Source organism: Microbacterium alcoholitolerans, from assembly GCF_050408615.1.
Classification (GTDB): domain Bacteria; phylum Actinomycetota; class Actinomycetes; order Actinomycetales; family Microbacteriaceae; genus Microbacterium.
In genome coordinates, this window is sequence record NZ_JBNTKD010000001.1 from 2,718,703 (window position 1) to 2,744,633 (window position 25,931).

Here is a 25,931-nt window from a genome sequence, read left to right on the forward strand (position 1 = left end):
GACCGTCGCCGAGTGGCCGCGAGCCTCGCCGCGGCCGTCGCGACGGCCGCGCTGCTGCTGGCCGGGTGCGCCCCTGCGGGTCCGCGGGAGGGCGGGTCGGATGCCACGTCGGATGCTGCGGAGCAGCCGGCCGCGCTCGGCGAGGCCCCCGGTGCGGGCATCCAGCTCTTCCAGCTGCCGTGGACGTCCGTCGCCGCCGAGTGCGAGCAGACCCTCGGCCCGGCAGGGTTCTCATGGGTGCTCACCTCGCCGCCGAACGAGCACATCCAGGGCGCTCAATGGTGGACCTCGTACCAGCCGGTGAGTCATCAGATCGAGTCGCGGCTGGGCACGCGGGCGGAGTTCGCCGACATGGTGCAGCGCTGCCGCGCCGCCGGCGTCGACGTCATCGCCGACGCGGTGATCAACCACATGACCGGGCAGGATCAGCCCGGCACGGGCACGGCGGGAAGCGCCTACGAGCACTACTCCTACCCGGGGCTCTACGGGCCCGAGGACTTCCACCACTGCGGACTCACCGACGACGACATCCAGGACTATTCATCGCGCGAGCAGGTGCAGACCTGCGAGCTGGTGAACCTCGCCGACCTCGACACCGCGTCCCCGCACGTGCAGGGGCAGATCGTCGCCTACCTCGAAGACCTGCTCTCGCTCGGCGTCGCCGGGTTCCGCATCGACGCGGCCAAGCACATGCCGGCCGATGACGTCGCGGCGATCGTCGCCGTGCTCCCCGAGGGCACGCGCATCCTCAGCGAGGTGATCCGCGGGGCCGGCGAGCCGATCGAGCCCGAGGAGTACACCGCCTTCGGCGAGGTGTTCGAGTTCAGTTACGCTCGCGATCTCGTCCAGCCGCTGCGCTCGGGCGTGTGGACCGACCCGGAGCTCGCCGATCCGCGACCCCTGCACGTGGCATCCGACGCTGCGATCGTGTTCGTCGACAACCACGACACCGAGCGCGGCGAGGCGAAGGTGACGGCCAAGATGCCGGAGCTGTACCTGCTCGCCAACGTCCTGCTGCTGGGCGACGATTATGGCACCCCCGTCGTGTACTCCGGCTACACGTTCTCGGATCGCGATGCCGGAGCGCCGGCGGATGCTGAGGGCCGCGCGCTCCCGGCATCCTGCGCGCCCGTCGTCGAGAACGCGACCGTGCCCGCCGAGGACGGCGAGCGCACGTGCGTCCAGAGCTGGCCGGCGATCGGCGGCATGCTCGCGTTCCGCGAGGCCGTCGGCGAGGCCCCGCGTCTGCCGGGCGTCGAGCAGGGCGACGCGTACGCCTTCGAGCGCGATGCCCGCGGCATCGTCGCGGTCAACGCCGGGCACGCCGCCGAGACGGTGACGATCCCGACCGGGCTGCGGGACGGGGAGTACTGCGACGTCGTCTCGGGAGGTCGCGCGGCTCTCACCGATGGCGGATGCCAGGGCGCGGCCTTCACCATCGACGCCGGCGAGGCCGTGTTCGAGCTGCCAGGACGCACCGCCGCCGCGATCCACCTCGATTCCAGGCGCTGAGCGCCGTTCGTGCCAGAATCCACAACTGAACACAAGCTCCTCAACCGAAGAAAAACCAAAGGGCTCTGTCATGGCCGCGCGCTGTGCAACCACGTCGAATCCGGCGGGTGAACCGCCGCTGTCTGAAAGGCCATGACATGTCCGCTCTTCTTCCTCACCACGACGGCTCGCCGCTGCACGTCTCAAATGACGCGCCGGTCCTCGGCGAAGTCGTCACCGTGCGCCTGCGCGTGCCCGCCGGGTACGGCCCGCTGCGCGCGGTGCGCACGCGCTCCAACCCCGACCACGAGCCGGAGTGGACCGAGGCGGCGCTCGTCGGCTCTGCGGACGGATGGGACTGGTGGCAGGCCCCCGTCACGGTCCGCAATCCCCGCCACGGCTACCGCTTCGTGCTCGTGCACGAGGACGGCACGGCCCTGTGGCTGAACCAGAGCGGCCTGCACCGAGGTGAGACCCTCGACGCCGAGGACTTCGCGCTGGTCGCGAACCCCGCACCTCCCGCCTGGCTGCACGAGTCGGTGATGTACCAGGTGTTCCCCGACCGGTTCGCGCGCTCAGCCCAGGCCGACAGCCACCCGACTCCCGACTGGGCGATCCCGGCGAAGTGGGACGACCCGGTGGATCCGGTGATGCCAGGACGATCGCAGCAGTTCTACGGCGGAGACATCCCCGGCATCATCGAGCACCTCGATCACCTGGTCGAGCTCGGCGTGAACCTGCTCTACCTGACGCCGGTCTTCCCCGCCGCGTCCAACCACCGCTACGACGCCTCGAGTTTCGACGCGGTCGACCCGCTGCTCGGCGGCGATGAGGCCTACATCCGGCTCATCGAAGAGGCCCACGCCCGCGGCATCCGCGTCATCGGCGACCTCACCAGCAACCACTCCGGAGACCGCCACGAGTGGTTCCAGGCGGCGCTCGGCAACCCCGGCGCCGAAACCGAGGACTACTACTACTTCACCGACGACGGCAACACGCAGTACGAATCCTGGCTGGGCACGCCGACGCTGCCGAAGTTCGACTGGTCATCCGAGCAGCTGCGCGAGCGGTTCGTCACCGGTGCGGACTCTATCGTCGCGAAGTGGCTGAAGCCGCCGTACTCCATCGACGGCTGGCGGGTCGACGTGGCGAACATGACCGGTCGCCTGGGCGAGATCGATCTGAACGCCGAGGTGCGCCGGCTGTTCCGCGAGACGATGCTGCGCATCAACCCGGACGCCATTCTGCTCGGCGAGTCCACCAACGACGCCATCAGCGACCTGCAGGGCGACGGCTGGCACGGCGCCATGACCTACCCCTCCTTCACCCGCCCGCTGTGGGGCTGGCTGAGCGAGCCCGACGGAACGCCGTACCTCACCGCCGAGGGCGAGGAGCGCACCGAGCCGTGGTTCTTCGGTCAGCCGATCGGGGGCATCCCGCGGTACACGGCGCGCGATCTGGCATCCGCTGTCGTGCGCTTCACTGCGGGCATCCCGTGGCGAGTGCGGCTGGGCAACATGCAGCCGCTGGACACGCACGACACGGGCCGCTTCGCGACGAACGCGGCGCCGGGAGCGGTGCCGGTCGCCGTCGGCCTGTCGATGACGCTGCCCGGAGTGCCGGTGGTGTTCGCCGGAGACGAGTTCGGCCTCACCGGCGCCGACGGAGAGGCCAGCCGCACGCCGATCCCGTGGGGCTCGGAATCGGATGCCGGTGTCGCCGAGCGCCTTGCGCTGTACCGCGACCTCGTAGGGCTGCGCCGCGCACACCCCGTGCTCGGCACCGGCGGCATGCGCTGGCTGCACGTCGACGACGAGACGCTCGTGTTCGTGCGCGAGGGCGCTGACGAGCGCGTGCTTGTGCTCGCCACGCGCGGCGGAGCGGACATCGAGCTCGTCCCCGGCGCGCTGCCGGGGGCCGCGACCGCGGAGATGCTGATCGGCGATGCGACACTCGCCGCGGCATCCGACGGCGCCGTCATGCTCGCGGCCGAGGGTCCGGCCTTCGCGGCATGGAGCCTGCCGGGCGTCGCGGTGCCGAGCGAGGGCTGATCGCATGGCTCAGCCGGAGCGCTATGAGCTGCTCAGCCGCGGCCTGGCCGACGGAGTGCGCTCGCACGAGGACCTGATCGGCCTGGTTCTGCTCGGCTCCACGTCGGATGACGCGCGGCTGCGCCGCGACGAGTGGTCGGATCATGACTTCTTCGCGATGACGGCCGAGGGGAGGGGCGCCCGGCTGCGCCCCGACCTCTCCTGGCTGCCCGACCAGGACCGCATCGTGCTGACCGCCCGTGAGGGAGAGATCGGTTTCGTCGCCGTGTACGACGACGGTCACGTCTTCGAATTCGCGATGTCGGATGCTGCGGAGCTGGCCGGTGCGGTCGCAGCCGAGGCGACGGTGGTCGTCGACGACGCTGCGGGCACGGCGGCGACGCTCGTCCGGAGCGCGCAGGCGCGTGCGCGGGCAGCAGACGGGTTCGATCCGCAGAACGACGCGCGCCTGGTGCTCGTGAAGCTGCTGATCGGGGTCGGTCGGGTGCGGCGGGGCGAGCGCCTGAACGGCGGGGCGTTCATCCGCCAGTGGGCGGTGAACCACCTCGTGCGCGCGATCCGCGGGCGCGCCCCGGGGGAGTCCACCGCACTCCGAGACGTGAACGATCCGGTGCGCCGCTTCGAGCGCGAGCATCCCGTCTGGGGCGAGCGCATCGCAGCCGCCGTCGCGCGTCCGGAGGAGGAGGCCGCACGGGAGGTCTACGCGCTGCTGCTGAGGCTGCAGCCCGGGTGGGCCGAGTTCCCGACCCGCGCCGCGCAGGCAGTGGCGCAGCGCCTCGGCTGGGACTGAGGCGCCCTGCGCCCGCGTGTGCGCCACATTCCTGCATCTGCGCCGTCGATCGATGGCGCAGATGCAGGAATGTGCAGCGGGTGCGACCGGAAGCACATGCCGGCCCGCAACACCACGCGATGATGCCGCACTCGGGGCATCGCTTGGCGTACGGTATGGGCATGTCAGCTCGTGTGGGAGGGCGCAACCGGGCGATCACCTGGGTCGTCGGCATCCTGTGCGCCGGGATCGTGGGATGCCTGCTGTGGCTGTCGATGCCGGCGGGGCCGGGGTTCGTCGTCGTGCTCGAGAGGCTGCTCGACAGCACGATCCCGTGACACGTCGGCACGCCTGCGTCGCCGCTGTTCCCGCGGGCGCTAATCTCGCACTGGATCTATCCAGGAGAGGCGACACCATGAGTGACCCCGAGGTTCCCCAGAACAAGCAGTCCGATGACGTCGACGGCGTCGTGGACAGCGCCAACGAGGGACTCGACGCCGCCGCCGCGGCCCGTGCCGACGTGCCCGGTCCCGACAGCACGGCGGAACCCGTCGACCCTGACATGGAGGCGTTCGCCGCCGCCGAACGCGAGCACCCCGGCACGTTCGCCGCGCCCGAGCCCGTCGTGCACGACGACGGAGCGGATGCCAGGCCATCAGACGACAGCGCCGCCGACACGACGGCGGGTCCGGTCGCGGCGACATCCGTCAGCTCCGCCGATGACTACGTCGCCGCCACCGGTCCGGTCGACACGTACACCGCGGATGCGAAGGCCGACGCCGACCGGGCCCCCACCGTGGCCGACACTGCGTACGCGGCCGGCGCCGCCGACGTGACATCCGCGGAGACGCGGGTCGTGCCGGCTGAGCCGAGCGCTCCGCCGCCCGCAGCTCCTCAGCCGATCTTCGTGCAGGCGCCCGAGCCGCCGCGCGAGCTGGGCAACCGTGGAGCCGCAGGTGCGATCGGACTCGTCGCGACCATCGCCTTCGCGATCCTGTACCTTGGCGCGATCGTCGGCTTCGGCGCGGCGGAGGGGACTGTCACCACCGCCAACATCGGGGAGGCCGCGCTGGCACCCCTGTCGATGTGGTCGTACTGGGTCCCGGTCGCGGTGTTCTTCATCGCGTTCTGGCTGCTCGGCGCCATCATCAACCGCGGCCGCTGGGGCCACTGGGTGATCTTCGGGCTGTTCGTCGCCCTCGCCACCTACGGCGGACACCTCCTCGGCCAGCTGTTCCAGGCGCCGTTCTGGCGGATCACGACCAGCGAGGCCGCCGAACTCGTCAACGAGCAGATGCTGGCACCGCTCGCCATCGCCGCGTTCGTGTTCGCCCGCGAGCTGACCATCTGGTTCGGCGCGTGGGTCGCACGCAGCGGCGCACGCAAGAAGGAGCTCAACGCCGAGGCGCAGGCCGAATACGAACGCACCCTCGAAGCCGGGCCGGCAGCGCTACGGTAAGAGTATGACCATCAGAGACCCCCACGGCTCCGCGCCGGAGGGGGTCTCTGTGCTCGTCGCCGGCGTGATCGGCGCCGTCTGCTTCGCCGCGTTCGCGATCCTCGGTCTCGGGATGCTGTCGTACTTCACCGACACCGACATCATCTCGGTGGAGGAGCTGCCGCTGTGGCCGGGGCTGATCGGCATGGCGGTGGCCATCGCCGTCTTCGCCCTGATGCTGCGCCCAGTGCTGGCGCGACAGCATCCGTCCTTCTCACCGGTCGTCCTCGTCGCGATCGTCACCGTCGTCGCGCATCTTGCGGCCGTCTGGCTCAGCGCGCTGCTGAGCGGCGCGGGATTCGCGCACGCCACCGCTGCGGTCTCGCAGCTCGTCGTGCGAGGGTCGAGTCCCGTGGTGCTGCTGGCGGCGCTCGTCGCTGCGTGGATCGCCGTCGCGCTGCGACGGACGCGTGGCGGCACGCCGAAGTGGCCGTGGGAGCGCCGAGAGCTGGAATGAGGATGCCGGTTTCCCGGCCCTGACAGCGCCCGTCTCGCCGCGCCGCACGTACGCTGTACTCGTGGAACGGTCGCTGGATGCCCAGGTGGACCAGGCTGTCGAGGCCTGGCTGCGCTGGGTGCCGCGGTGGGCGCCCGCAACGCACCGCGGTCGGGTGGCTCCCTGCCGGCGCTGCCTCGGCTCGCCCATCCTCTCGGCCGCCGGCATCGGCGCAGGCGTGCCGCATGGCGTGCAGCACGGTCTCTCGACGCGTATCAAGTCGATCGTCGACAGCGCAGTCGCCGAATACACCGCCCGCAACCTGCCGATGCTGCAGGCCGAGCTCGATCATCAGGCCGACCGCAACCGCGCCCGCGCGTACCGCCCGGCGGAGGGGCTCGATCCCGAATACGAGGGGATGCCACTCGACCCCGACCCCGTCCCCGGTGCGCCGTTCCTGTTCACCGTCGCGGGCATGGCCGACGCCGCTGCCGCCGAACTGCCGCCGCTGCCCCCATTGACGGATGAGGCCAAAGCCGCGCTGCGTCAGGAGGTCGGTCTCGCCGACGAGTACGCGAACATGATCGGCCGCGAGATCTGCGGCATGCTGCTGCGGCACCGCCTCAGAGTGCAGGCGGCGATCTCGGAGTACGTCGAGCCGCAGATCGAGGCGATGCTCGCGGAGCTCAGCGAGGCGCTGGACTCGCCCTTCGATCCCGACACCCCGTAGCACATCGGGATTCATTTGACCGCCGACCGCACGGCAGATTACACTTGATCGGGTGTGCGCATGACTGTGCGTGCGCGCAGGGCGCCGACACCGTCGGTTCGCCCCCACGGCATACCCACCACATTGAAGCTCAGCGGTTCCGCTGTGCCGGTGGGTCATGATGTGAAACCCATCACGCTGTCACCGTGCAGCACTATGAGGAGAGAACGTGCCAACTATTCAGCAGTTGGTTCGCAAGGGACGTTCGCCCAAGGTCACCAAGACCAAGGCGCCCGCTCTGAAGTCGAACCCGCAGCAGGCCGGGGTGTGCACCCGCGTCTACACCACCACCCCGAAGAAGCCGAACTCGGCGATGCGCAAGGTCGCTCGTGTGAAGCTCCGCAACGGCACCGAGGTCACCGCCTACATCCCCGGTGAGGGCCACAACCTGCAGGAGCACTCGCTGGTGCTCGTGCGCGGTGGTCGTGTGAAGGACCTTCCCGGTGTCCGCTACAAGATCGTCCGCGGTGCACTCGACACCCAGGCAGTCAAGAACCGTAAGCAGGGTCGCTCCCGCTACGGCGCGAAGAAGGGTTGAGTTAGATGCCTCGCAAGGGTCCCGCCCCGAAGCGCCCCGTCGTCAACGACCCGGTATACGGCGCCCCCATCGTCAGCCAGCTGGTCAACAAGATCCTGGTCGACGGCAAGAAGTCGCTCGCAGAGTCGATCGTCTACAACGCCCTCCGCGGCGTCGAGGCGAAGAACGGCCAGGACGCCGTCGCCACGCTGAAGAAGGCGCTCGACAACGTCCGCCCGACTCTCGAGGTCAAGAGCCGCCGCGTCGGCGGCTCGACCTACCAGGTTCCGGTCGAGGTCAAGCCGCACCGTGCGAACACCCTCGCACTGCGCTGGCTGGTCAGCTACGCGAAGGGTCGTCGTGAGAAGACGATGACCGAGCGTCTGCAGAACGAGATCCTCGACGCGTCGAACGGCCTGGGGGCCGCGGTCAAGCGCCGCGAAGACACCCACAAGATGGCCGAGTCGAACCGCGCCTTCGCCCACTACCGCTGGTAAAGGGCTGAGCGGATGCCGGGATCCCGGCATCCGCTCCCACTCTCTGTTCGTTCCTGAACCATCCCGGAGGAACCCCCGTGGCACAAGAAGTGCTCACCGACCTGAGCAAGGTCCGCAACATCGGCATCATGGCGCACATCGATGCCGGCAAGACCACCACGACCGAGCGCATCCTGTTCTACACGGGTGTCAACCACAAGCTCGGCGAGACCCACGACGGTGGCGCGACCACTGACTGGATGGAGCAGGAGAAGGAGCGCGGCATCACGATCACGTCTGCCGCCGTGACCTGCTTCTGGAACAAGAACCAGATCAACATCATCGACACCCCCGGCCACGTCGACTTCACCGTCGAGGTGGAGCGCTCGCTGCGCGTGCTCGATGGCGCCGTCGCCGTCTTCGACGGCAAGGAGGGCGTCGAGCCCCAGTCCGAGACCGTGTGGCGTCAGGCCGACAAGTACGACGTCCCCCGCATCTGCTTCGTCAACAAGATGGACAAGCTGGGCGCCGACTTCTACTACACCGTCGACACCATCGTGAACCGCCTCGGCGCGAAGCCGCTCGTGCTCCAGCTGCCGATCGGCGCCGAGAGCGACTTCGTCGGCGTCGTCGACCTCATCGAGATGCGCGCGCTCGTCTGGCCCGGCGACGCCAAGGGTGACGTGACCATGGGTGCCTCGTACGAGGTCCAGGAGATCCCGGCCGATCTCAAGGAGAAGGCCGAGGAGTACCGTCAGCAGCTGCTCGAGACGGTCGCCGAGACCGACGACGCGCTGCTGGAGAAGTTCTTCGGTGGCGAAGAGCTCACCGTGGCCGAGGTCAAGGGCGCGATCCGCAAGCTCGTCGTCGCGAACGAGATCTACCCGGTGCTCTGCGGCTCCGCGTTCAAGAACCGCGGTGTTCAGCCGATGCTGGACGCCGTCGTCGACTTCCTGCCGAACCCGCTCGACGTGGGCGCCATCGAGGCCCACGACCCGAAGGATGAAGAGAAGATCATCGAGCGTCACCCCGACGCCAACGACCCCTTCTCGGCACTCGCCTTCAAGGTCGCCGTGCACCCGTTCTTCGGTCGTCTGACCTACGTTCGCGTGTACTCGGGCCACCTGGACTCCGGTTCCGCGGTCGTCAACTCGACCAAGGGCAAGAAGGAGCGCATCGGAAAGATCTTCCAGATGCACGCCAACAAGGAGAACCCGGTCGACTCGCTCACGGCTGGCAACATCTACGCCGTCATCGGTCTGAAGGACACCACCACCGGTGACACCCTCGCCGACCCGGCAGCGCCCGTCGTCCTCGAGTCGATGACGTTCCCGGAGCCCGTGATCGAGGTCGCGATCGAGCCGAAGACGAAGGCCGACCAGGAGAAGCTGGGTCTCGCGATCCAGAAGCTCGCTGAAGAGGACCCGACGTTCCGCACCGAGCTCAACCCCGAGACCGGTCAGACGACCATCAAGGGCATGGGCGAGCTGCACCTCGACATCCTCGTGGACCGCATGAAGCGCGAGTTCAAGGTCGAGGCCAACGTCGGCAAGCCGCAGGTGGCGTACCGCGAGACGATCAAGAAGACCGTCGAGAAGCACGACTACACGCACAAGAAGCAGACCGGTGGATCGGGTCAGTTCGCGAAGATCCAGTTCAACATCGAGCCGCTCGAGCTCGACGGCGACAAGACCTACGAGTTCGTGAACTCGGTCACCGGTGGTCGTATCCCGCGCGAGTACATCGGCTCCATCGACGCCGGTTTCCAGGACGCGATGAACGTCGGTGTCCTGGCCGGCTACCCGATGGTGGGCGTCAAGGCGACCATCGTCGACGGTGCTGCTCACGACGTCGACTCCTCGGAGATGGCGTTCAAGATCGCCGGCTCCATGGGCTTCAAGGAAGCCGCACGTCGCGCCAACCCGGTGCTGCTCGAGCCGCTCATGGCGGTCGAGGTGCGCACTCCCGAGGAGTACATGGGCGACGTCATCGGCGACCTGAACTCGCGTCGCGGCCAGATCCAGTCGATGGAGGACGCCCAGGGCGTCAAGGTCGTGCGCGCGTCGGTGCCGCTGTCCGAGATGTTCGGCTACATCGGCGACCTGCGCTCGAAGACCTCGGGCCGTGCTGTTTACTCGATGGAGTTCGACAGCTACTCTGAGGTGCCGCGCGCCGTCGCCGACGAGATCATCCAGAAGACCAAGGGCGAGTAAGTCCTTCACTCCTCCCGGGCCCTGAGTTCGTCGACGGGCCCGGGGGAGCACCCCACAACTTCACATTCACTCTCTACTAAACTGAGAAACCGAAATCCGTAGGGAGCCGGTCACAATCCAGTGATCCGGTGTTCTCTACACGAACGTCCTGAGGAGGACCAAGTGGCCAAGGCCAAGTTCGAGCGGACCAAGCCGCACGTCAACATCGGAACGATCGGTCACGTCGACCACGGCAAGACCACCCTGTCTGCCGCGATCTCGAAGGTGCTTGCTGACAAGTACCCGTCCGACACGAACGTCCAGCGTGACTTCGCGACGATCGACTCGGCTCCCGAGGAGCGTCAGCGCGGTATCACCATCAACATCTCGCACATCGAGTACGAGACCCCGAAGCGCCACTACGCGCACGTTGACGCACCCGGCCACGCCGACTACGTCAAGAACATGATCACCGGTGCTGCACAGATGGACGGCGCGATCCTCGTGGTCGCCGCCACAGACGGCCCGATGGCTCAGACCCGCGAGCACGTCCTGCTCGCCAAGCAGGTCGGCGTGCCGTACCTGCTGGTCGCACTGAACAAGAGCGACATGGTCGACGACGAGGAGATCCTGGAGCTCGTCGAGCTCGAGGTCCGCGAGCTCCTCTCGGCGCAGGGCTTCCCCGGCGACGACGCTCCGGTCGTCCAGGTCTCGGCTCTCGGCGCCCTGAACGGCGAAGAGAAGTGGGTCCAGTCGATCCTCGACCTCATGCAGGCCGTCGACGACAGCGTGCCGGACCCCGAGCGTGACCGCGACAAGCCCTTCCTGATGCCCGTCGAGGACGTCTTCACGATCACCGGTCGTGGAACGGTCGTCACGGGTCGCGCCGAGCGCGGCACCCTGGCCATCAACTCCGAGGTCGAGATCGTGGGTCTGCGCCCGACGCAGAAGACGACCGTCACCGGTATCGAGATGTTCCACAAGCAGCTCGACGAGGCATGGGCCGGCGAGAACTGTGGTCTGCTGCTCCGCGGCACCAAGCGCGAGGACGTCGAGCGCGGCCAGGTCATCGTGAAGCCGGGCTCGATCACCCCGCACACCAACTTCGAGGGCACTGCCTACATCCTCTCGAAGGACGAGGGTGGCCGTCACAACCCGTTCTACACGAACTACCGCCCGCAGTTCTACTTCCGCACCACCGACGTCACCGGCGTCATCTCGCTGCCCGAGGGCACCGAGATGGTCATGCCCGGCGACACCACCGACATGTCGGTCGAGCTGATCCAGCCGATCGCCATGGAGGAGGGCCTCGGCTTCGCAATCCGTGAGGGTGGCCGCACCGTCGGCGCCGGCACGGTCACGAAGGTCGTGTCGTAAGCATCTGCTTCTGAAGAGGGGTCGGGCCATTGGTCCGGCCCCTCTTTCGTGTAAAAAGAGAGCGGAGGGGCAGAACCGCTGCTCCCGTAGCAGGGGAGGATGCTGATGGGCTTCGACGACATGGTCAACAAGGGCAAGGACCTCTACGAGGAGAACAAGGACAAGATCGCGGAAGCGGTCAAGAGCGAGCAGGCCGAGGACGTCAGCGACAAAGTCCTCGACGGTGTGGCGGACTTCGCCAAGAAGATCGCTCCCGGCGCTGCGGACAAGATCGATGAGATCCGCGACGGCGTCGACAAGCAGGTCGGCAACGAGTAGATCCGATCGCGATACGAGGGCGGTGCACCACGTCGTGCACCGCCCTTCTGCTGCCTCGACGGTCGTCCGCCAGCCGCGGAACGACGCGCGACACGCCCGGGTTTGCAGTACATGAATCCGGCATGGCAGAATAGTCAGGTTCCACATTTCTGCGCTCTTCGTGATGCGCGGAATCACTGTCATGGCAGTGCATAGACGGCGAGTCCCCCCGGGGCGTGCGCAGGGTTCTAGGCCGCGGGCAGCAGAACAGACAATCCGACACCTCTACATGGGCTCATCGCGCGTGCGCGGGGAGTCGGGCTGACATCAGAACAGTGATGCAGAGGCGTGAACAGCGCCATCGAGCGTCCAATGCCCCAGGGCCATCCGGTCCCGGTCGGTAAGACGCCTATAGAGAGAGAGCAGACAATGGCGGGACAGAAGATCCGCATTCGCCTGAAGTCGTATGACCACGAGGTCATCGACACGTCGGCACGAAAGATCGTCGACACTGTGACCCGTGCGGGCGCAACCGTCGTCGGCCCCGTGCCGCTTCCGACCGAGAAGAACGTCGTGTGCGTCATCCGGTCGCCGCACAAGTACAAGGACAGCCGCGAGCACTTCGAGATGCGCACCCACAAGCGTCTGATCGACATCGTCGACCCGACGCCGAAGGCCGTCGACTCGCTGATGCGTCTCGACCTCCCGGCCGACGTCAACATCGAGATCAAGCTGTAAGGGGTCTCGCAATGGTTGACATCAACTCCAAGGTTTCCAAGGGCATGCTCGGCACGAAGCTCGGCATGACCCAGGTCTGGAACGAGAACGGCAAGCTCGTTCCCGTCACCGTCATCGAGCTGGCTCCGAACGTGGTCACGCAGGTTCGCACCCCCGAGAAGGACGGCTACAACGCCGTTCAGATCGCCTACGGCCAGATCGACCCCCGCAAGGTCAACAAGCCCCTGACCGCTCACTTCGAGGCTGCCGGCGTCACGCCGCGCCGCCACGTCACCGAGATCCGCACCGCGGATGCCGCCGAGTACTCGCTGGGCCAGGAGCTCACGGTCGACGGCGTGTTCGAGGCAGGTCAGCTGGTCGACGTCGTCGGCACCAGCAAGGGCAAGGGCACCGCCGGTGTCATGAAGCGTCACAACTTCAAGGGCGTGTCGGCTTCGCACGGTGCGCACCGCAACCACCGCAAGCCCGGCTCGATCGGCGCATCGTCGACCCCGAGCCGCGTCTTCAAGGGCATGCGCATGGCCGGCCGTATGGGTGGCGAGCGCGTGACCGTCCTCAACCTCACGGTGCACGCCATCGACGTCGAGAAGGGACTCATGCTCGTCAAGGGCGCCGTCCCCGGCGCGCGTGGCCGTATCGTGTACGTCCGCAACGCAGTGAAGGGTGCCTGAGCAAATGGCTGACTCGACTCTCGCACTCGACGTCCTCTCGGTCGACGGCAAGAAGGCAGGCTCGATCGAGCTTCCCGCCGCGATCTTCGACGTCGAGACCAACGTCCCGCTGATCCACCAGGTCGTCGTCGCGCAGCGCGCTGCCGCACGCCAGGGCACCCACTCGACCAAGCGTCGCGGTGAGGTCTCTGGTGCAGGCCGCAAGCCCTTCAAGCAGAAGGGCACGGGTAACGCCCGTCAGGGCTCGATCCGCGCTCCGCACATGACCGGTGGTGGCATCGTCCACGGCCCGAAGCCGCGCGACTACTCGCAGCGCACCCCCAAGAAGATGATCGCCGCCGCCCTCCGTGGCGCGCTGAGCGACCGCTTCCGCGGTGAGCGCCTGCACGCAGTCGAGGCGTTCGTCGCCGACAGCACCCCGTCGACCAAGACCGCTGCCGGCCTCATCGCCGCTGTGGCCCCGTCGAAGAACGTGCTGGTCGTCATCGATCGCGATGACGAGCTGACCGTGAAGAGCGTCCGCAACCTCGCGAACGTGCACTTCCTCAGCTACGACCAGCTGAACGCCTACGACGTGATCGTCTCCGACGACATCGTCTTCACCAAGGCCGCACTCGAGGGCTTCATCGCCTCGAAGACCGGCGCAACCGAGGAGGTCTCGGCATGAGCGAGCAGAACCCGCTCGCAACGGCCCTGAACAAGGACCCGCGCGACATCATCCTGGGACCGGTCGTCTCTGAGAAGAGCTACGGCCTGATCGACGAGGGCAAGTACACCTTCCTCGTCGACCCGCGCGCCTCGAAGACCGAGATCAAGCTCGCCATCGAGAAGATCTTCGGTGTCAAGGTGGCTTCGGTCAACACGATTAACCGCGTCGGCAAGGCCCGTCGCACCCGCTTCGGCACCGGCAAGCGCAAGGACACCAAGCGCGCGATCGTCTCGCTGAAGTCGGGCTCCATCGACATCTTCACGGCAGTCGGCTGACCGGGGGATAAGGACACAACATGGCTATTCGCAAGTACAAGCCCACGACCCCGGGTCGCCGCGGTTCGTCGGTGGCCGACTTCGCCGAGATCACTCGATCGACGCCCGAGAAGTCGCTGCTGCGCCCGCTCTCCAAGACCGGTGGTCGCAACAACCAGGGCCGCATCACCACCCGCCACATCGGTGGTGGACACAAGCGTCAGTACCGCGTCATCGACTTCCGTCGCAACGACAAGGACGGCATCAACGCCAAGGTCGCTCACATCGAGTACGACCCCAACCGCACCGCGCGCATCGCGCTGCTGCACTACTTCGACGGCGAGAAGCGCTACATCCTCGCGCCGACGAAGCTGAAGCAGGGCGACGTCGTCGAGTCGGGTGCCTCGGCTGACATCAAGCCGGGCAACAACCTGCCGCTGAAGAACATCCCCACCGGTACCGTGATCCACGCGATCGAGCTGCGCCCCGGCGGCGGAGCGAAGATGGCGCGTTCGGCCGGCGCCTCGGTGCGTCTGGTCGCGAAGGACGGTCCCTACGCCCAGCTGCGTCTGCCCTCGGGCGAGATCCGCAACGTCGATGCGCGCTGCCGCGCGACCATCGGCGAGGTCGGCAACGCCGAGCAGTCGAACATCAACTGGGGCAAGGCCGGCCGCAAGCGCTGGAAGGGCGTCCGCCCGACCGTCCGCGGTGTCGCCATGAACCCGGTCGACCACCCGCACGGTGGTGGTGAGGGCAAGACGTCCGGTGGACGTCACCCGGTGTCCCCGTGGGGCCAGGCTGAGGGTCGTACCCGTCACGCCAACAAGGAAAGTGACAAGTACATCGTCCGCCGCCGCAACGCCGGCAAGAAGCGCAAGTAGGAGTAGAGGAAGATGCCACGCAGTCTCAAGAAGGGCCCCTTCGTCGACGAGCACCTGCTTCGCAAGGTGGTCGGCCAGAACGAAGCCGGTTCCAAGAACGTCATCAAGACCTGGTCGCGCCGTTCGATGATCATCCCGGCGATGCTGGGTCACACCATCGCGGTGCACGACGGTCGCAAGCACATCCCTGTGTTCGTGACCGAGACCATGGTCGGTCACAAGCTGGGCGAATTCGCGCCCACCCGCACCTTCCGCGGCCACGAGAAGGACGACAAGAAGGGCCGTCGCCGCTGACGCGGGGACGATAAGGAGGAGAGAAATGGTGGAGTCCATCGCACGCGTGCGACACATCCGCGTGACCCCTCAGAAGGCTCGTCGCGTCGTCGCGCTCATCAAGGGCAAGCAGGCGCAGGAAGCACTGGCCATTCTGAAGTTCGCACCGCAGGGTGCCAGCGAGCCGATCTACAAGCTCGTGCACGCTGCCATCGCCAACGCGTCGGTCAAGGCCGACCGTGACGGCGAGTACCTGGACGAGCAGGACCTGTACGTGAAGAACGCGTACGTCGACGAGGGCACGACGCTCAAGCGTTTCCAGCCCCGCGCCCAGGGTCGCGCATTCCAGATCAAGAAGCGCACGAGCCACATCACGGTCGTGCTGGCCACCCCGGAGGTCGCTGAGGCGGCCGCTCCGGAGGCCAAGACGAAGAAGGCGAGCAAGTAATGGGACAGAAGGTAAACCCGTACGGCTTCCGCCTCGGCATCACCACGGACCACGTGTCGCGTTGGTTCTCGGACTCGACGAAGCCGGGCCAGCGTTACGCCGACTACGTCGCCGAGGACATCAAGATCCGCAAGCTCCTGCAGACGCAGCTGGACCGCGCGGGCGTCTCGAACATCGAGATCGAGCGCACCCGTGATCGTGTTCGTGTGGACATCCACACGGCACGTCCCGGCATCGTCATCGGCCGCCGCGGCGCCGAGGCCGAGCGCATCCGCGGTGACCTCGAGAAGCTCACCGGCAAGCAGATCCAGCTGAACATCCTCGAGGTCAAGAACCCCGAGGCCGACGCTCAGCTCGTCGCGCAGGGCATCGCCGAGCAGCTCTCTGCTCGTGTGGCGTTCCGTCGCGCGATGCGCAAGGGTCTGCAGGGCGCTCAGCGCGCCGGCGCCAAGGGCATCCGCATCCAGGTCTCCGGCCGCCTCGGCGGCGCTGAGATGAGCCGCTCGGAGTTCTACCGCGAGGGTCGTGTGCCGCTGCACACGCTGCGCGCGAACATCGACTACGGCTTCTACGAGGCGAAGACCACCTTCGGCCGCATCGGCGTGAAGGTCTGGATCTACAAGGGCGACCTCACCAACAAGGAACTCGCACGCGAGCAGGCCAACCAGAAGCCGTCTCGTGACCGTGGCGACCGTCGTCGTGCCCCGCGCAACGACGCACCTGTCGCAGAAGGAGCGTCTGCATAATGCTCATCCCGCGCAAGGTCAAGTACCGCAAGCAGCACCACCCGAAGCGTTCGGGTCAGGCGACCGGCGGCACCAAGGTCTCCTTCGGGGACTACGGCATCCAGGCTCTGACCCCCGCTTACGTGACGAACCGTCAGATCGAGTCCGCTCGTATCGCCATGACCCGTCACATCAAGCGCGGTGGAAAGGTGTGGATCAACATCTACCCCGACCGTCCGCTCACCAAGAAGCCTGCTGAGACCCGCATGGGTTCCGGTAAGGGCTCCCCCGAGTGGTGGGTCGCAAACGTCAAGCCGGGCCGTGTCCTCTTCGAGGTCGCGGGCGTGAACGAGGAGCTCGCCCGCGAGGCCCTCACCCGGGCCATTCACAAGCTGCCGCTCAAGGCACGCATCATCAAGCGCGAGGAGGGCGACGCGTAATGGCGATCGGCACCAAGGAGCTCGCACCCGCCGAGCTCGACACGTTCGAAGACCAGCGCCTCGTCGAGGAGCTGCGTAAGGCCAAGGAGGAGCTGTTCAACCTCCGTTTCCAGTCGGCCACCGGCCAGCTGGAGAGCCACGGCCGCATCCGCGCCGTCAAGCGCGACATCGCGCGCCTCTACACCGTGATCCGCGAGCGCGAGCTGGGCATCCGTGCGACGCCCGCTCCGGTCGAGGCTCCGGCGAAGAAGGCGTCCAAGGCGAAGGCGAAGAAGGCCGCTGAGGCTGACGCGCCCAAGGAGGAGGCCGAGTAATGGCTGAGAAGAAGGCAGCAGAGCACGCCGAGCACGACGTGCGCGACGCCGGCGCCCGCGGCTACCGCAAGGCACGTCGTGGATACGTCGTCAGCGACAAGATGGACAAGACCATCGTCGTCGAGGTCGAAGACCGCGTGAAGCACCCGCTCTACGGCAAGGTCATCCGCCGCACCGAGAAGGTCAAGGCGCACGACGAGAACAACACCGCCGGTATCGGCGACCTGGTCCTCATCAACGAGACCCGGCCGCTGAGCGCCACCAAGCGCTGGCGTCTGGTTGAGATTCTGGAGAAGGCCAAGTGATTCAGCAGGAGTCCCGCCTCAAGGTCGCCGACAACACCGGCGCGAAGGAGCTGCTCACGATCCGTGTCCTCGGTGGTTCACGCCGCCGCTACGCGGGTCTGGGCGACACCATCGTCGCGACCGTCAAGGACGCGATCCCCGGCGGCAACGTCAAGAAGGGCGATGTGGTCAAGGCCGTCATCGTCCGCACGAAGAAGTCCGTCCGTCGCCCGGACGGCTCATACATCAAGTTCGACGAGAACGCCGCCGTCATCCTGAAGAACGACGGGGAGCCTCGCGGCACCCGCATCTTCGGACCGGTCGGTCGCGAGCTTCGTGACAAGAAGTTCATGAAGATCGTCTCGCTCGCCCCGGAGGTCATCTGATCATGGCGAACATCAAGAAGGGTGACCTGGTTCAGGTCATCACCGGCCGCAAGCAGGACAAGGGCGGCGACCGCGGCAAGCAGGGCAAGGTCCTCGAGATCCTTGTCGAGCAGAACCGCGTCGTCGTGGAGGGCGTGAACTACGTCACCCGCCACACCCGTGTGGGCCAGACGCAGCGCGGCACCAAGACCGGTGGCATCGAGACCGTCGAGGCACCGATCCACATCTCCAACGTCGCCGTCGTCGACCCCTCGACCAAGAAGCCGACCCGCGTCGGCCACCGGGTCGAGGAGCAGGTCAAGGACGGCGTGAAGCGCACGGTCCGCGTGCGCTACGCGAAGCAGTCAGGTAAGGACCTCTGATGGCAGCTGCTGACGCCGCGGGTGCTGGCAAGACCCAGCCCCGCCTGAAGGCGAAGTACAACAACGAGATCAAGAAGGCTCTGCAGGAGCAGTTCGGCTACGCCAACGTCATGCAGATCCCCGGCCTGGTCAAGGTCGTCGTGAACACCGGTGTCGGCGAGGCAGCTCGCGACAGCAAGGTGATCGATGGCGCCGTCGAGGACCTCGTCAAGATCACCGGCCAGAAGCCGATCGTGACGAAGGCCCGCAAGTCCATCGCGCAGTTCAAGCTGCGTGAGGGACAGGCCATCGGCGCGCACGTCACCCTCCGCGGTGACCGCGCGTGGGAGTTCGTCGACCGCCTCGTCAACCTGGCTCTGCCGCGCATCCGCGACTTCCGCGGCCTGTCCGGCGACCAGTTCGACGGCAACGGCAACTACACCTTCGGTCTCCAGGAGCAGAGCGTGTTCCACGAGATCGATCAGGACAAGATCGACCGCGTCCGCGGATTCGACATCACCGTGGTGACCACGGCCAAGACGGATGACGAGGGTCGCGCACTCCTGCGCGCGCTCGGCTTCCCGTTCAAGGCTGCTGACGCCGCAGCGTGATCCGGCGGCGCGGGGAGGGGAGCTGTACAGCGCCCCTCCCCGGGCCCCGTACAATTGAAGATTGCGTGCCCACCAGGGCAGGTCTCATAGCAGGCCGTCTGTCGTGTAACGGCAGCCGGAACCTCATGAACGAAGGAAATTCACAATGACAATGACAGACCCGGTCGCAGACATGCTGACCCGTCTGCGCAACGCGAACTCGGCGCACCACGACTCCGTGACCATGCCGTCGAGCAAGCTCAAGACGAACATCGCTGAGATCCTCAAGCAGGAGGGTTACATCGCCGGCTTCGAGGTCGCAGACGCTCGCGTCGGCAGCGACCTCACCCTGTCGCTCAAGTACGGTCCGAACCGTGAGCGCTCCATCGCCGGCATCAAGCGCGTGTCGAAGCCCGGTCTCCGCGTCTACGCGAAGTCGACCGAGCTGCCCAAGGTCCTCGGAGGCCTCGGCGTTGCCATCCTGTCCACCTCCTCCGGTCTCCTCACCGACCGTCAGGCTGAGCAGAAGGGCGTGGGCGGAGAAGTTCTCGCCTACGTGTGGTGATCTGACATGTCGCGTATCGGACGACTTCCCATCGACATCCCCGCGGGCGTGACCGTTTCGGTCGACGGCCGTGAGGTTGCGGTCAAGGGCCCCAAGGGTGAGCTCACCCTGGCTCTGGCCAGCCCCATCGAGGTCTCGGTCGAGGAGAACCAGATTCTGGTCACCCGCCCGGACGACGAGCGCGAGTCGCGGTCGCTTCACGGCCTGACCCGCACGCTCATCAACAACAACATCATCGGCGTCACCCAGGGCTACACCAAGGGCCTCGAGGTCGTCGGCACCGGTTACCGCGTGCAGCAGAAGGGCAGCTCGATCGAGTTCGCTCTGGGCTTCTCGCACCCCGTGCTGGTCGACCCGCCGGCAGGGATCACCCTGACGGTCGAGGGCACCAACAAGGTGACCGTCAGTGGCATCGACAAGCAGGCTGTCGGCGAGGCAGCTGCGAACATCCGCAAGATCCGCAAGCCCGAGCCGTACAAGGGCAAGGGTGTGCGCTACGCCGGCGAGGTCGTGCGTCGCAAGGCCGGAAAGGCTGGTAAGTAACCATGGCTGTCAAGTCCAAGTCCGCCGCCCGCGCTCGTCGCCACGCTCGTCTTCGCAAGAAGATCGTCGGCACCGATCTGCGTCCGCGCCTGGTCGTCAACCGCTCTGCACGCCACGTGTTCGTGCAGCTCGTCGACGACGCGAAGGGCCACACCGTGGCATCCGCTTCCACGCTCGAGACCGACCTCCGCTCCTTCGACGGTGACAAGACCGCCAAGGCCCGCAAGGTCGGCGAGCTCGTCGCCGAGCGCGCGAAGGCCGCCGGCGTTTCCGAGGCAGTGTTCGACCGTGGCGGCAACCGCTACGCAGGTCGTGTCGCAGCCATCGCCGACGGCGCCCGCGAAGGGGGTCTGGCACTGTGAGTGACATCAAGGAGAACGAAGTGACCGAAACCGCTCCTGCCGAGGCTACGGCTCAGGCCGAGCCGCAGCGCGAGCAGCGTGACGGCCGTCGTGGGGGCCGCGACCGCGGTCAGAGCCGCGACCGCAACTCGCGCGACCGCGGCGACAACCAGTTCCTGGAGCGCGTCGTCACCATCAACCGCGTCTCGAAGGTCGTGAAGGGTGGTCGTCGCTTCAGCTTCACCGCTCTCGTGGTCGTCGGTGACGGCAACGGTCTGGTCGGCGTCGGCTACGGCAAGGCCCGCGAGGTGCCTCTGGCGATCTCGAAGGGCGTCGAGGAGGCCAAGCGCAACTTCTTCCGCGTTCCGCGCGTCGGCTCGACCATCCCGCACCCCGTGCAGGGTGAGGCCGCTGCCGGTGTGGTGCTGCTGCGTCCGGCCGCTGCCGGTACCGGTGTCATCGCCGGTGGCCCGGTCCGCGCCGTGCTCGAGTGCGCCGGCATCCACGACGTCCTGTCGAAGTCGCTCGGCTCGTCGAACACGATCAACATCGTGCACGCCACCGTCGAGGCTCTGCAGAGCCTCGAGGAGCCTCGCGCCGTCGCCGCTCGTCGTGGTCTCGACTACGACGCAGTCGTGCCGGAGATCATCATCCGCAACGAGGCGAAGGCCGCTGCCGCCGCCGCTGCGCAGAAGGTAGGTGCCTGATGGCTGCGCGCCTCAAGGTCACGCAGGTCAAGTCCAAGGTGAGTGAGAAGCAGAACCAGCGCGACACGCTGCGTTCGCTCGGCCTCAAGCGGATCGGCGACTCGGTCGTCCGTCCCGATGACGCCCAGACGCGCGGCTACGTCCGCACCGTCGCTCACCTCGTCAAGGTTGAGGAGATCGACTAATGGCTGAGAACGAAGCCGTCGAGGCTGAAAAGGCCCCGAAGAAGACCGCTGCCAAGAAGCCGGCAGCGACCACGAAGTCGGCAGCCGCCGCGAAGCCGGCCGCAGCCAAGGCTGCACCGGCCAAGGCGTCCGCCAAGAAGGCATCGGCCAAGGATGCGGATGCCCCGGCATCGCGTCCGTCCGTGCTGAAGGTCCACCACCTGCGTCCGGTCCCGGGCTCCAACACCGCGAAGACCCGTGTCGGTCGCGGTGAGGGCTCGAAGGGCAAGACCGCCGGTCGCGGCACCAAGGGCACCAAGGCCCGCAACACCGTTCGGGTCGGCTTCGAGGGTGGGCAGATGCCTCTGCACATGCGCACCCCGAAGCTGCGCGGGTTCAAGAACCCGTTCCGCGTCGAGTACCAGGTCGTGAACCTGGCCAAGCTCGCCGAGCTGTACCCGAAGGGTGGCGACGTCACCGTCAGCGACCTGGTCGCCAAGGGCGCCGTGCGCAAGAACGAGAAGGTCAAGGTCCTCGGCGACGGCGACATCTCGGTCAAGCTCACCGTGTCGGTCGACAAGGTCTCGGGCAGCGCCGAGCAGAAGATCGTCGCCGCCGGCGGTTCGGTCAACTGAGCAACCCGGTGTGAACGCACGGAGGGGTCGGAGATTCTCCGGCCCCTCCTGTGCGTTACTCTGGACATTCGGTCGTCCTTCGATGTCCGGCAATCCCTTCAGGAGGAACGCCCTTGTTTAGCGCCATCGCGCGAATCTTCCGCACACCCGATCTGCGTCGGAAGATCCTTTTCACCATCGGCATCATCGCTCTGTACCGTCTCGGTTCGAACGTGCCGGCCCCATTCGTGAACTTCCCGAATGTCGAGCAGTGCCTCGCGGCCAATGCGGGCACCGACGGCCTGCTCGGCCTCGTGAACCTCTTCTCCGGCGGCGCACTGCTGCAGCTGTCGATCTTCGCCCTCGGCGTGATGCCCTACATCACCGCGACGATCATCACCCAGCTGCTGCGCGTGGTCATCCCGCACTTCGAGACCCTGCACAAGGAGGGTCAGGCGGGCCAGAGCAAGCTCACGCAGTACACGCGATACCTCACCATCGCGCTCGCGCTGCTGCAGTCCAGCACGCTGGTCACCGTGGCACGCAGCGGACAGCTGTTCGGCACGACCGAGGTCGCAGCCTGCAACAACCTGCTGACCAACGACGTCTGGTGGGCGCAGCTGCTCATCATCATGGCGATGACGGCCGGCACCGGTCTGATCATGTGGTTCGCCGAGCTCGTCACCGAGCGCGGCATCGGCAACGGCATGTCTCTGCTGATCTTCACCTCGATCGCCGCCACGTTCCCGGCAGCCATGTGGAGCATCTGGGAGGCCAAGGGCTTCGAGGTCTTCCTGCTCGTGCTGCTGATCGGCCTGGTGGTGATGGCGGCGATCGTGTATGTCGAGCAGTCGCAGCGCCGTGTTCCGGTGCAGTACGCCAAGCGCATGGTCGGACGCCGCACCTACGGCGGCACGAACACGTACATCCCGATCAAGGTGAACATGGCCGGTGTGATCCCGATCATCTTCGCGTCGTCGCTGCTGTACGTCCCGATGCTGCTCGCTCAGTTCAACACTCCGACGGACGGCAGCGAGCCGGCCGCGTGGGTCACGTGGATCCTGACGAACCTCGCGACCGGTGACCAGCCGCTGTACATGCTCGTCTACTTCCTGATGATCATCGGCTTCACGTACTTCTACGTCGCGATCACGTTCAACCCGGTCGAGGTCGCCGACAACATGAAGAAGTACGGCGGCTTCATCCCGGGCATCCGCGCAGGCCGTCCGACCGCCGAATACCTCGATTATGTGATCACCCGCATCACATTCCCCGGCTCGCTCTATCTCGGCGTCGTCGCGCTGATCCCGCTGATCGCGCTGGCCACGGTTCAGGCCAACCAGAACTTCCCGTTCGGCGGCGCCTCGATCCTGATCATCGTGGGTGTCGGACTCGAGACCGTGAAGCAGATCGACGCGCAGCTGCAGCAGCGCCACTACGAAGGGCTCCTGAGATGACCAACGCATCCGCACGACTGCTGATCGTCGGACCGCAGGGCTCCGGCAAGGGCACCCAAGGGGTTCGCATCGCCGAGGCGCTGAACATCCCCGTCGTGTCCACCGGCGACATCTTCCGCGCCAACATCAAGCAGGGCACCGAGCTCGGCCAGAAGGTCACTGCGATCCTCGACGCCGGTGACCTCGTGCCTGACGAGCTGACCAGCGAGATCGTCCGCGACCGGCTGTCGCAGGATGACGCCGCGAACGGCTTCCTGCTCGACGGCTACCCGCGCAACACGGCGCAGGTCGAGCATCTCGACGCGTACCTCGGCGAGCAGGGAGCATCGCTCGATGCGGTCATCCTGCTCGACGTCCCGCGAGAGGAGAGCATCGCCCGACTGAGCCTGCGCGCAGTCGAGCAGGGGCGCTCGGACGACACCGACGAGGCCATCGCGCACCGTCTGGCGATCTACGAGAGCGAGACGGCGCCGATCATCTCGGTGTACGAGCCTCGTGGCATCGTCGACCGCATCGACGGTGTGGGTTCGCTCGACGAGATCGCCGCGCGCATCTCGGATGCCCTTGCCGCACGCGGCATCGGCCAGCTCGTCTGACCTCATCGGCGATGTTCCGCAAGTCGATCTACAAGACTCCGGCGCAGCTGCGCTCGATGGTCGAGCCGGGGTTGATCACCGCCTCGGCTCTCGACGCCGTCAGCGCGCTGGTGCGCGCCGGCATCACCACGGCGGAGCTGGATGCCGAGGCCGCCCGGGTCATCGCCGCGCATGATGCGGAGTCCAACTTCCAGCTCGTGCGCGGATATCACCACACCACGTGCATCTCGGTGAACGAGCAGGTCGTCCACGGGATCCCCGGTGAGCGCGTGCTGCAGCCCGGCGACATCGTGTCGGTCGACTGCGGCGCCCAGTTCCGCGGCTGGAACGGCGACAGCGCCGTGACCTTCATCGTGCCCGACCCGGCGCGCCCCGAGACCATGGAACGGCGCACGGAGCTCTCCAGGGTGACCGAGGGGTCGATGTGGGCGGGCATCGCCGCGATGGCATCCGCCACCCACATCGGGCAGATCGGCGCCGCCATCCAGGAGTACATCGAAGCGCAGCCCGGGGAATACGGCATCCTTCGCGAGTATGTCGGGCACGGCATCGGACGCAAGATGCACGAGGCTCCGAGCGTGTTCAACTACCGCACGCCGGATGCCGGGGCCGAGATCCGCCCCGGTCTCGCGCTCGCCATCGAGCCGATGGTCACCGCCGGCGGCGAGGCCACGTTCATCGAGGACGACGACTGGACCGTGTCGACCGTGGACGGCTCCGACGGCTCGCACTGGGAGCACAGCGTCGCCCGCCATGAGAACGGCATCTGGGTCCTCACTGCTCCAGACGGCGGAGCGGCAGGGCTTGCGCCGTTCGGCGTCACCCCGACGCCCATCGCCTGATCGAGGGCCTCCGCGCCGCGCTTTCACACGTCAGACATAGCGACGCCCGGGCACAATGGGTGTCGAGGCAACAGGACTCGCCCACGGCGAGCCGTACACAGATCGGAAATCCATGGCTGCTGCACAGGGCAAGACCAACTGGTTCGCCATCGGCATCTCGGCCGCCGTCGTCGTCGTGCTCGTCGCACTCGGCGCAGTCGTCGTCTGGATGAACAACCAGGCGAGCGACCCGGGTGCCGCGCCCACCAGTGACATCGTCAACGCCGAGACCGGAGCCATCACCTTCGGCGAGGGCGAGGATGTCGTCTCCACGTACCTCGACTTCATGTGCCCTGCCTGCAACTCGTTCGAGCAGGCATACGGCGAGCAGCTGCAGTCCGCCGCAGCCGACGACGAGATCACGCTCGAGGTGCACCCGATCGCGATCCTCGACCACCTATCGCAGGGCACGAACTACTCTTCGCGCGCCGCAGGCGCGATGTACTGCGTCGCCGAGAGCGCGCCCGAGAAGGCACTCGACTTCATGAACGCGCTGTTCGCGAACCAGCCGCAGGAAGGCGGCTCGGGTCTCACCGACGAGCAGCTCACGCAGATCGCCGCCGAGGTCGGCGCGGATGACGCCGCGAGCTGCATCGCCGATGGCACGTACTCGAAGTTCGGCGCCGCGCAGGCCAGCGCACACGACATCAAGGGCACCCCGACCATCGAGATCAACGGCAAGCGCCTGGAGGTCAGCGAGATCAACACCGAGCTCCCGAAGGTGCTGCCCTGACCCATGCCTGCGGCTCCATTTGCCGCACGCGGACAGAGGGTCTATCATAGATCTTTGGTGCCATGTGCCTTGTTCTGGCGTGTCCGAACACGGCGGTGCCGCAATCATCACCCACCCACCGCAGATCGACCGATCTGCAGAAGCGTCAGCGAGGCTATGGCTAAGAAAGACGGTGTCATCGAGATCGAGGGCGTGATCTCCGAGGCTCTGCCCAACGCGATGTTCCGCGTCGAGCTCAGCAACGGACACAAGGTCCTGGCAACGATCTCCGGAAAGATGCGGCAGAACTACATCCGCATCATCCCCGAGGACCGCGTGGTCGTGGAGCTCAGCCCCTACGACCTCACACGCGGGCGCATCGTCTACCGCTACCGCTGATCGGTCGAGAAGTAACGGCTGTCGC

Annotated in this window: 37 protein-coding genes; all 37 read left to right on the plus strand. The window is 66.9% G+C overall.

The window, feature by feature from the left end; translation table 11 throughout:
* Positions 1-12: 12 nt before the first annotated feature.
* The gene (locus ACQUSX_RS13090) at positions 13-1,512 is read left to right on the plus strand and encodes an alpha-amylase (RefSeq protein WP_428907353.1); all 1,500 of its coding nucleotides are present in this window, start codon (positions 13-15) and stop codon (positions 1,510-1,512) included.
* A gap of 137 nt (positions 1,513-1,649) precedes the next feature.
* Positions 1,650-3,542, plus strand: coding sequence for a glycoside hydrolase family 13 protein (locus ACQUSX_RS13095; protein ID WP_428907354.1), 1,893 nt, complete (start codon positions 1,650-1,652; stop codon positions 3,540-3,542).
* 4 nt (positions 3,543-3,546) lie between these two features.
* Positions 3,547-4,332, plus strand: a complete 786-nt coding sequence (locus ACQUSX_RS13100; RefSeq protein ID WP_428907355.1) for a hypothetical protein — start codon at positions 3,547-3,549, stop codon at positions 4,330-4,332.
* A gap of 161 nt (positions 4,333-4,493) precedes the next feature.
* The gene (locus ACQUSX_RS13105) at positions 4,494-4,649 is read left to right on the plus strand and encodes a hypothetical protein (RefSeq protein ID WP_428907356.1); all 156 of its coding nucleotides are present in this window, start codon (positions 4,494-4,496) and stop codon (positions 4,647-4,649) included.
* Positions 4,650-4,726: 77 nt separating this feature from the next.
* Complete coding sequence (locus ACQUSX_RS13110; protein ID WP_428907357.1) at positions 4,727-5,770, plus strand: ABC transporter; 1,044 nt, start codon at positions 4,727-4,729, stop codon at positions 5,768-5,770.
* Positions 5,771-5,774: 4 nt separating this feature from the next.
* Entirely contained in the window at positions 5,775-6,266 is a 492-nt protein-coding gene (locus ACQUSX_RS13115) for a DUF6121 family protein (protein WP_428907358.1), read from the plus strand.
* Between the two features lie 61 nt (positions 6,267-6,327).
* Complete coding sequence (locus tag ACQUSX_RS13120) at positions 6,328-6,975, plus strand: spermidine/putrescine ABC transporter substrate-binding protein (RefSeq protein WP_428907359.1); 648 nt, start codon at positions 6,328-6,330, stop codon at positions 6,973-6,975.
* Between the two features lie 208 nt (positions 6,976-7,183).
* Positions 7,184-7,552 carry a 30S ribosomal protein S12 gene (rpsL, locus tag ACQUSX_RS13125; RefSeq protein ID WP_241927871.1) on the plus strand — a complete coding sequence of 123 codons (369 nt, stop codon included), beginning with the start codon at positions 7,184-7,186 and terminating at the stop codon, positions 7,550-7,552.
* Positions 7,553-7,557: 5 nt separating this feature from the next.
* The gene (rpsG, locus tag ACQUSX_RS13130; RefSeq protein WP_050722490.1) at positions 7,558-8,028 is read left to right on the plus strand and encodes a 30S ribosomal protein S7; all 471 of its coding nucleotides are present in this window, start codon (positions 7,558-7,560) and stop codon (positions 8,026-8,028) included.
* A 77-nt stretch (positions 8,029-8,105) separates the two neighbouring features.
* Complete coding sequence (fusA, locus tag ACQUSX_RS13135; RefSeq protein WP_428907360.1) at positions 8,106-10,220, plus strand: elongation factor G; 2,115 nt, start codon at positions 8,106-8,108, stop codon at positions 10,218-10,220.
* Between the two features lie 162 nt (positions 10,221-10,382).
* Positions 10,383-11,576 (plus strand): elongation factor Tu, encoded by a 1,194-nt coding sequence (gene tuf / locus ACQUSX_RS13140; RefSeq protein WP_428907361.1) that lies wholly within the window; start codon positions 10,383-10,385, stop codon positions 11,574-11,576.
* 105 nt (positions 11,577-11,681) lie between these two features.
* Positions 11,682-11,894 (plus strand): hypothetical protein, encoded by a 213-nt coding sequence (locus ACQUSX_RS13145; RefSeq protein ID WP_428907362.1) that lies wholly within the window; start codon positions 11,682-11,684, stop codon positions 11,892-11,894.
* A 408-nt stretch (positions 11,895-12,302) separates the two neighbouring features.
* Positions 12,303-12,611 (plus strand): 30S ribosomal protein S10, encoded by a 309-nt coding sequence (gene rpsJ, locus ACQUSX_RS13150; protein WP_017201594.1) that lies wholly within the window; start codon positions 12,303-12,305, stop codon positions 12,609-12,611.
* An 11-nt stretch (positions 12,612-12,622) separates the two neighbouring features.
* Complete coding sequence (rplC, locus tag ACQUSX_RS13155; RefSeq protein ID WP_428907363.1) at positions 12,623-13,282, plus strand: 50S ribosomal protein L3; 660 nt, start codon at positions 12,623-12,625, stop codon at positions 13,280-13,282.
* A 4-nt stretch (positions 13,283-13,286) separates the two neighbouring features.
* A complete protein-coding gene (rplD, locus tag ACQUSX_RS13160) occupies positions 13,287-13,949 on the plus strand; it encodes a 50S ribosomal protein L4 (RefSeq protein ID WP_428907364.1) in 663 nt (220 codons plus the stop codon).
* Entirely contained in the window at positions 13,946-14,266 is a 321-nt protein-coding gene (rplW, locus tag ACQUSX_RS13165) for a 50S ribosomal protein L23 (RefSeq protein ID WP_241927876.1), read from the plus strand. Before rplD ends, rplW begins: the two co-directional genes overlap by 4 nt.
* Before the next feature lie 20 nt (positions 14,267-14,286).
* Positions 14,287-15,126, plus strand: a complete 840-nt coding sequence (gene rplB, locus ACQUSX_RS13170; RefSeq protein ID WP_428907365.1) for a 50S ribosomal protein L2 — start codon at positions 14,287-14,289, stop codon at positions 15,124-15,126.
* Between the two features lie 12 nt (positions 15,127-15,138).
* Positions 15,139-15,420: a 30S ribosomal protein S19 gene (rpsS, locus tag ACQUSX_RS13175; RefSeq protein WP_197220002.1), complete on the plus strand. Its 282-nt coding sequence runs from the start codon at positions 15,139-15,141 to the stop codon at positions 15,418-15,420.
* A gap of 25 nt (positions 15,421-15,445) precedes the next feature.
* Positions 15,446-15,847, plus strand: a complete 402-nt coding sequence (gene rplV / locus ACQUSX_RS13180; RefSeq protein WP_428907366.1) for a 50S ribosomal protein L22 — start codon at positions 15,446-15,448, stop codon at positions 15,845-15,847.
* A complete protein-coding gene (rpsC, locus tag ACQUSX_RS13185) occupies positions 15,847-16,593 on the plus strand; it encodes a 30S ribosomal protein S3 (protein ID WP_428907367.1) in 747 nt (248 codons plus the stop codon). The genes rplV and rpsC overlap by 1 nt, the downstream gene beginning before the upstream one ends.
* Positions 16,593-17,012, plus strand: a complete 420-nt coding sequence (gene rplP / locus ACQUSX_RS13190) for a 50S ribosomal protein L16 (RefSeq protein ID WP_428907368.1) — start codon at positions 16,593-16,595, stop codon at positions 17,010-17,012. Before rpsC ends, rplP begins: the two co-directional genes overlap by 1 nt.
* Positions 17,012-17,326: a 50S ribosomal protein L29 gene (gene rpmC, locus ACQUSX_RS13195; RefSeq protein ID WP_428907369.1), complete on the plus strand. Its 315-nt coding sequence runs from the start codon at positions 17,012-17,014 to the stop codon at positions 17,324-17,326. The genes rplP and rpmC overlap by 1 nt, the downstream gene beginning before the upstream one ends.
* The gene (rpsQ, locus tag ACQUSX_RS13200; RefSeq protein ID WP_428907370.1) at positions 17,326-17,631 is read left to right on the plus strand and encodes a 30S ribosomal protein S17; all 306 of its coding nucleotides are present in this window, start codon (positions 17,326-17,328) and stop codon (positions 17,629-17,631) included. Before rpmC ends, rpsQ begins: the two co-directional genes overlap by 1 nt.
* On the plus strand, positions 17,628-17,996 hold the full coding sequence (gene rplN, locus ACQUSX_RS13205; RefSeq protein WP_147037970.1) for a 50S ribosomal protein L14: 369 nt from the start codon (positions 17,628-17,630) through the stop codon (positions 17,994-17,996). The genes rpsQ and rplN overlap by 4 nt, the downstream gene beginning before the upstream one ends.
* A gap of 2 nt (positions 17,997-17,998) precedes the next feature.
* On the plus strand, positions 17,999-18,358 hold the full coding sequence (rplX, locus tag ACQUSX_RS13210) for a 50S ribosomal protein L24 (RefSeq protein WP_428907371.1): 360 nt from the start codon (positions 17,999-18,001) through the stop codon (positions 18,356-18,358).
* Entirely contained in the window at positions 18,358-18,948 is a 591-nt protein-coding gene (gene rplE / locus ACQUSX_RS13215; protein WP_428907372.1) for a 50S ribosomal protein L5, read from the plus strand. The genes rplX and rplE overlap by 1 nt, the downstream gene beginning before the upstream one ends.
* Positions 18,949-19,093: 145 nt before the next feature.
* A complete protein-coding gene (rpsH, locus tag ACQUSX_RS13220; protein ID WP_428907373.1) occupies positions 19,094-19,492 on the plus strand; it encodes a 30S ribosomal protein S8 in 399 nt (132 codons plus the stop codon).
* 6 nt (positions 19,493-19,498) lie between these two features.
* The gene (gene rplF, locus ACQUSX_RS13225; RefSeq protein ID WP_428907374.1) at positions 19,499-20,035 is read left to right on the plus strand and encodes a 50S ribosomal protein L6; all 537 of its coding nucleotides are present in this window, start codon (positions 19,499-19,501) and stop codon (positions 20,033-20,035) included.
* A gap of 2 nt (positions 20,036-20,037) precedes the next feature.
* On the plus strand, positions 20,038-20,397 hold the full coding sequence (gene rplR, locus ACQUSX_RS13230) for a 50S ribosomal protein L18 (RefSeq protein ID WP_241927888.1): 360 nt from the start codon (positions 20,038-20,040) through the stop codon (positions 20,395-20,397).
* On the plus strand, positions 20,394-21,083 hold the full coding sequence (rpsE, locus tag ACQUSX_RS13235; RefSeq protein ID WP_428907375.1) for a 30S ribosomal protein S5: 690 nt from the start codon (positions 20,394-20,396) through the stop codon (positions 21,081-21,083). The genes rplR and rpsE overlap by 4 nt, the downstream gene beginning before the upstream one ends.
* Positions 21,083-21,268: a 50S ribosomal protein L30 gene (gene rpmD, locus ACQUSX_RS13240; protein WP_018171461.1), complete on the plus strand. Its 186-nt coding sequence runs from the start codon at positions 21,083-21,085 to the stop codon at positions 21,266-21,268. Before rpsE ends, rpmD begins: the two co-directional genes overlap by 1 nt.
* The gene (gene rplO, locus ACQUSX_RS13245; protein WP_428907376.1) at positions 21,268-21,882 is read left to right on the plus strand and encodes a 50S ribosomal protein L15; all 615 of its coding nucleotides are present in this window, start codon (positions 21,268-21,270) and stop codon (positions 21,880-21,882) included. Before rpmD ends, rplO begins: the two co-directional genes overlap by 1 nt.
* A gap of 113 nt (positions 21,883-21,995) precedes the next feature.
* The gene (gene secY, locus ACQUSX_RS13250) at positions 21,996-23,318 is read left to right on the plus strand and encodes a preprotein translocase subunit SecY (protein WP_428907377.1); all 1,323 of its coding nucleotides are present in this window, start codon (positions 21,996-21,998) and stop codon (positions 23,316-23,318) included.
* Complete coding sequence (locus ACQUSX_RS13255; protein ID WP_428907378.1) at positions 23,315-23,914, plus strand: adenylate kinase; 600 nt, start codon at positions 23,315-23,317, stop codon at positions 23,912-23,914. The genes secY and ACQUSX_RS13255 overlap by 4 nt, the downstream gene beginning before the upstream one ends.
* Positions 23,915-23,925: 11 nt before the next feature.
* Complete coding sequence (map, locus tag ACQUSX_RS13260) at positions 23,926-24,756, plus strand: type I methionyl aminopeptidase (RefSeq protein WP_428907379.1); 831 nt, start codon at positions 23,926-23,928, stop codon at positions 24,754-24,756.
* Positions 24,757-24,868: 112 nt separating this feature from the next.
* Entirely contained in the window at positions 24,869-25,528 is a 660-nt protein-coding gene (locus ACQUSX_RS13265; protein ID WP_428907380.1) for a DsbA family protein, read from the plus strand.
* Positions 25,529-25,684: 156 nt separating this feature from the next.
* Entirely contained in the window at positions 25,685-25,906 is a 222-nt protein-coding gene (gene infA / locus ACQUSX_RS13270; protein WP_017201569.1) for a translation initiation factor IF-1, read from the plus strand.
* Positions 25,907-25,931 lie beyond the last annotated feature (25 nt).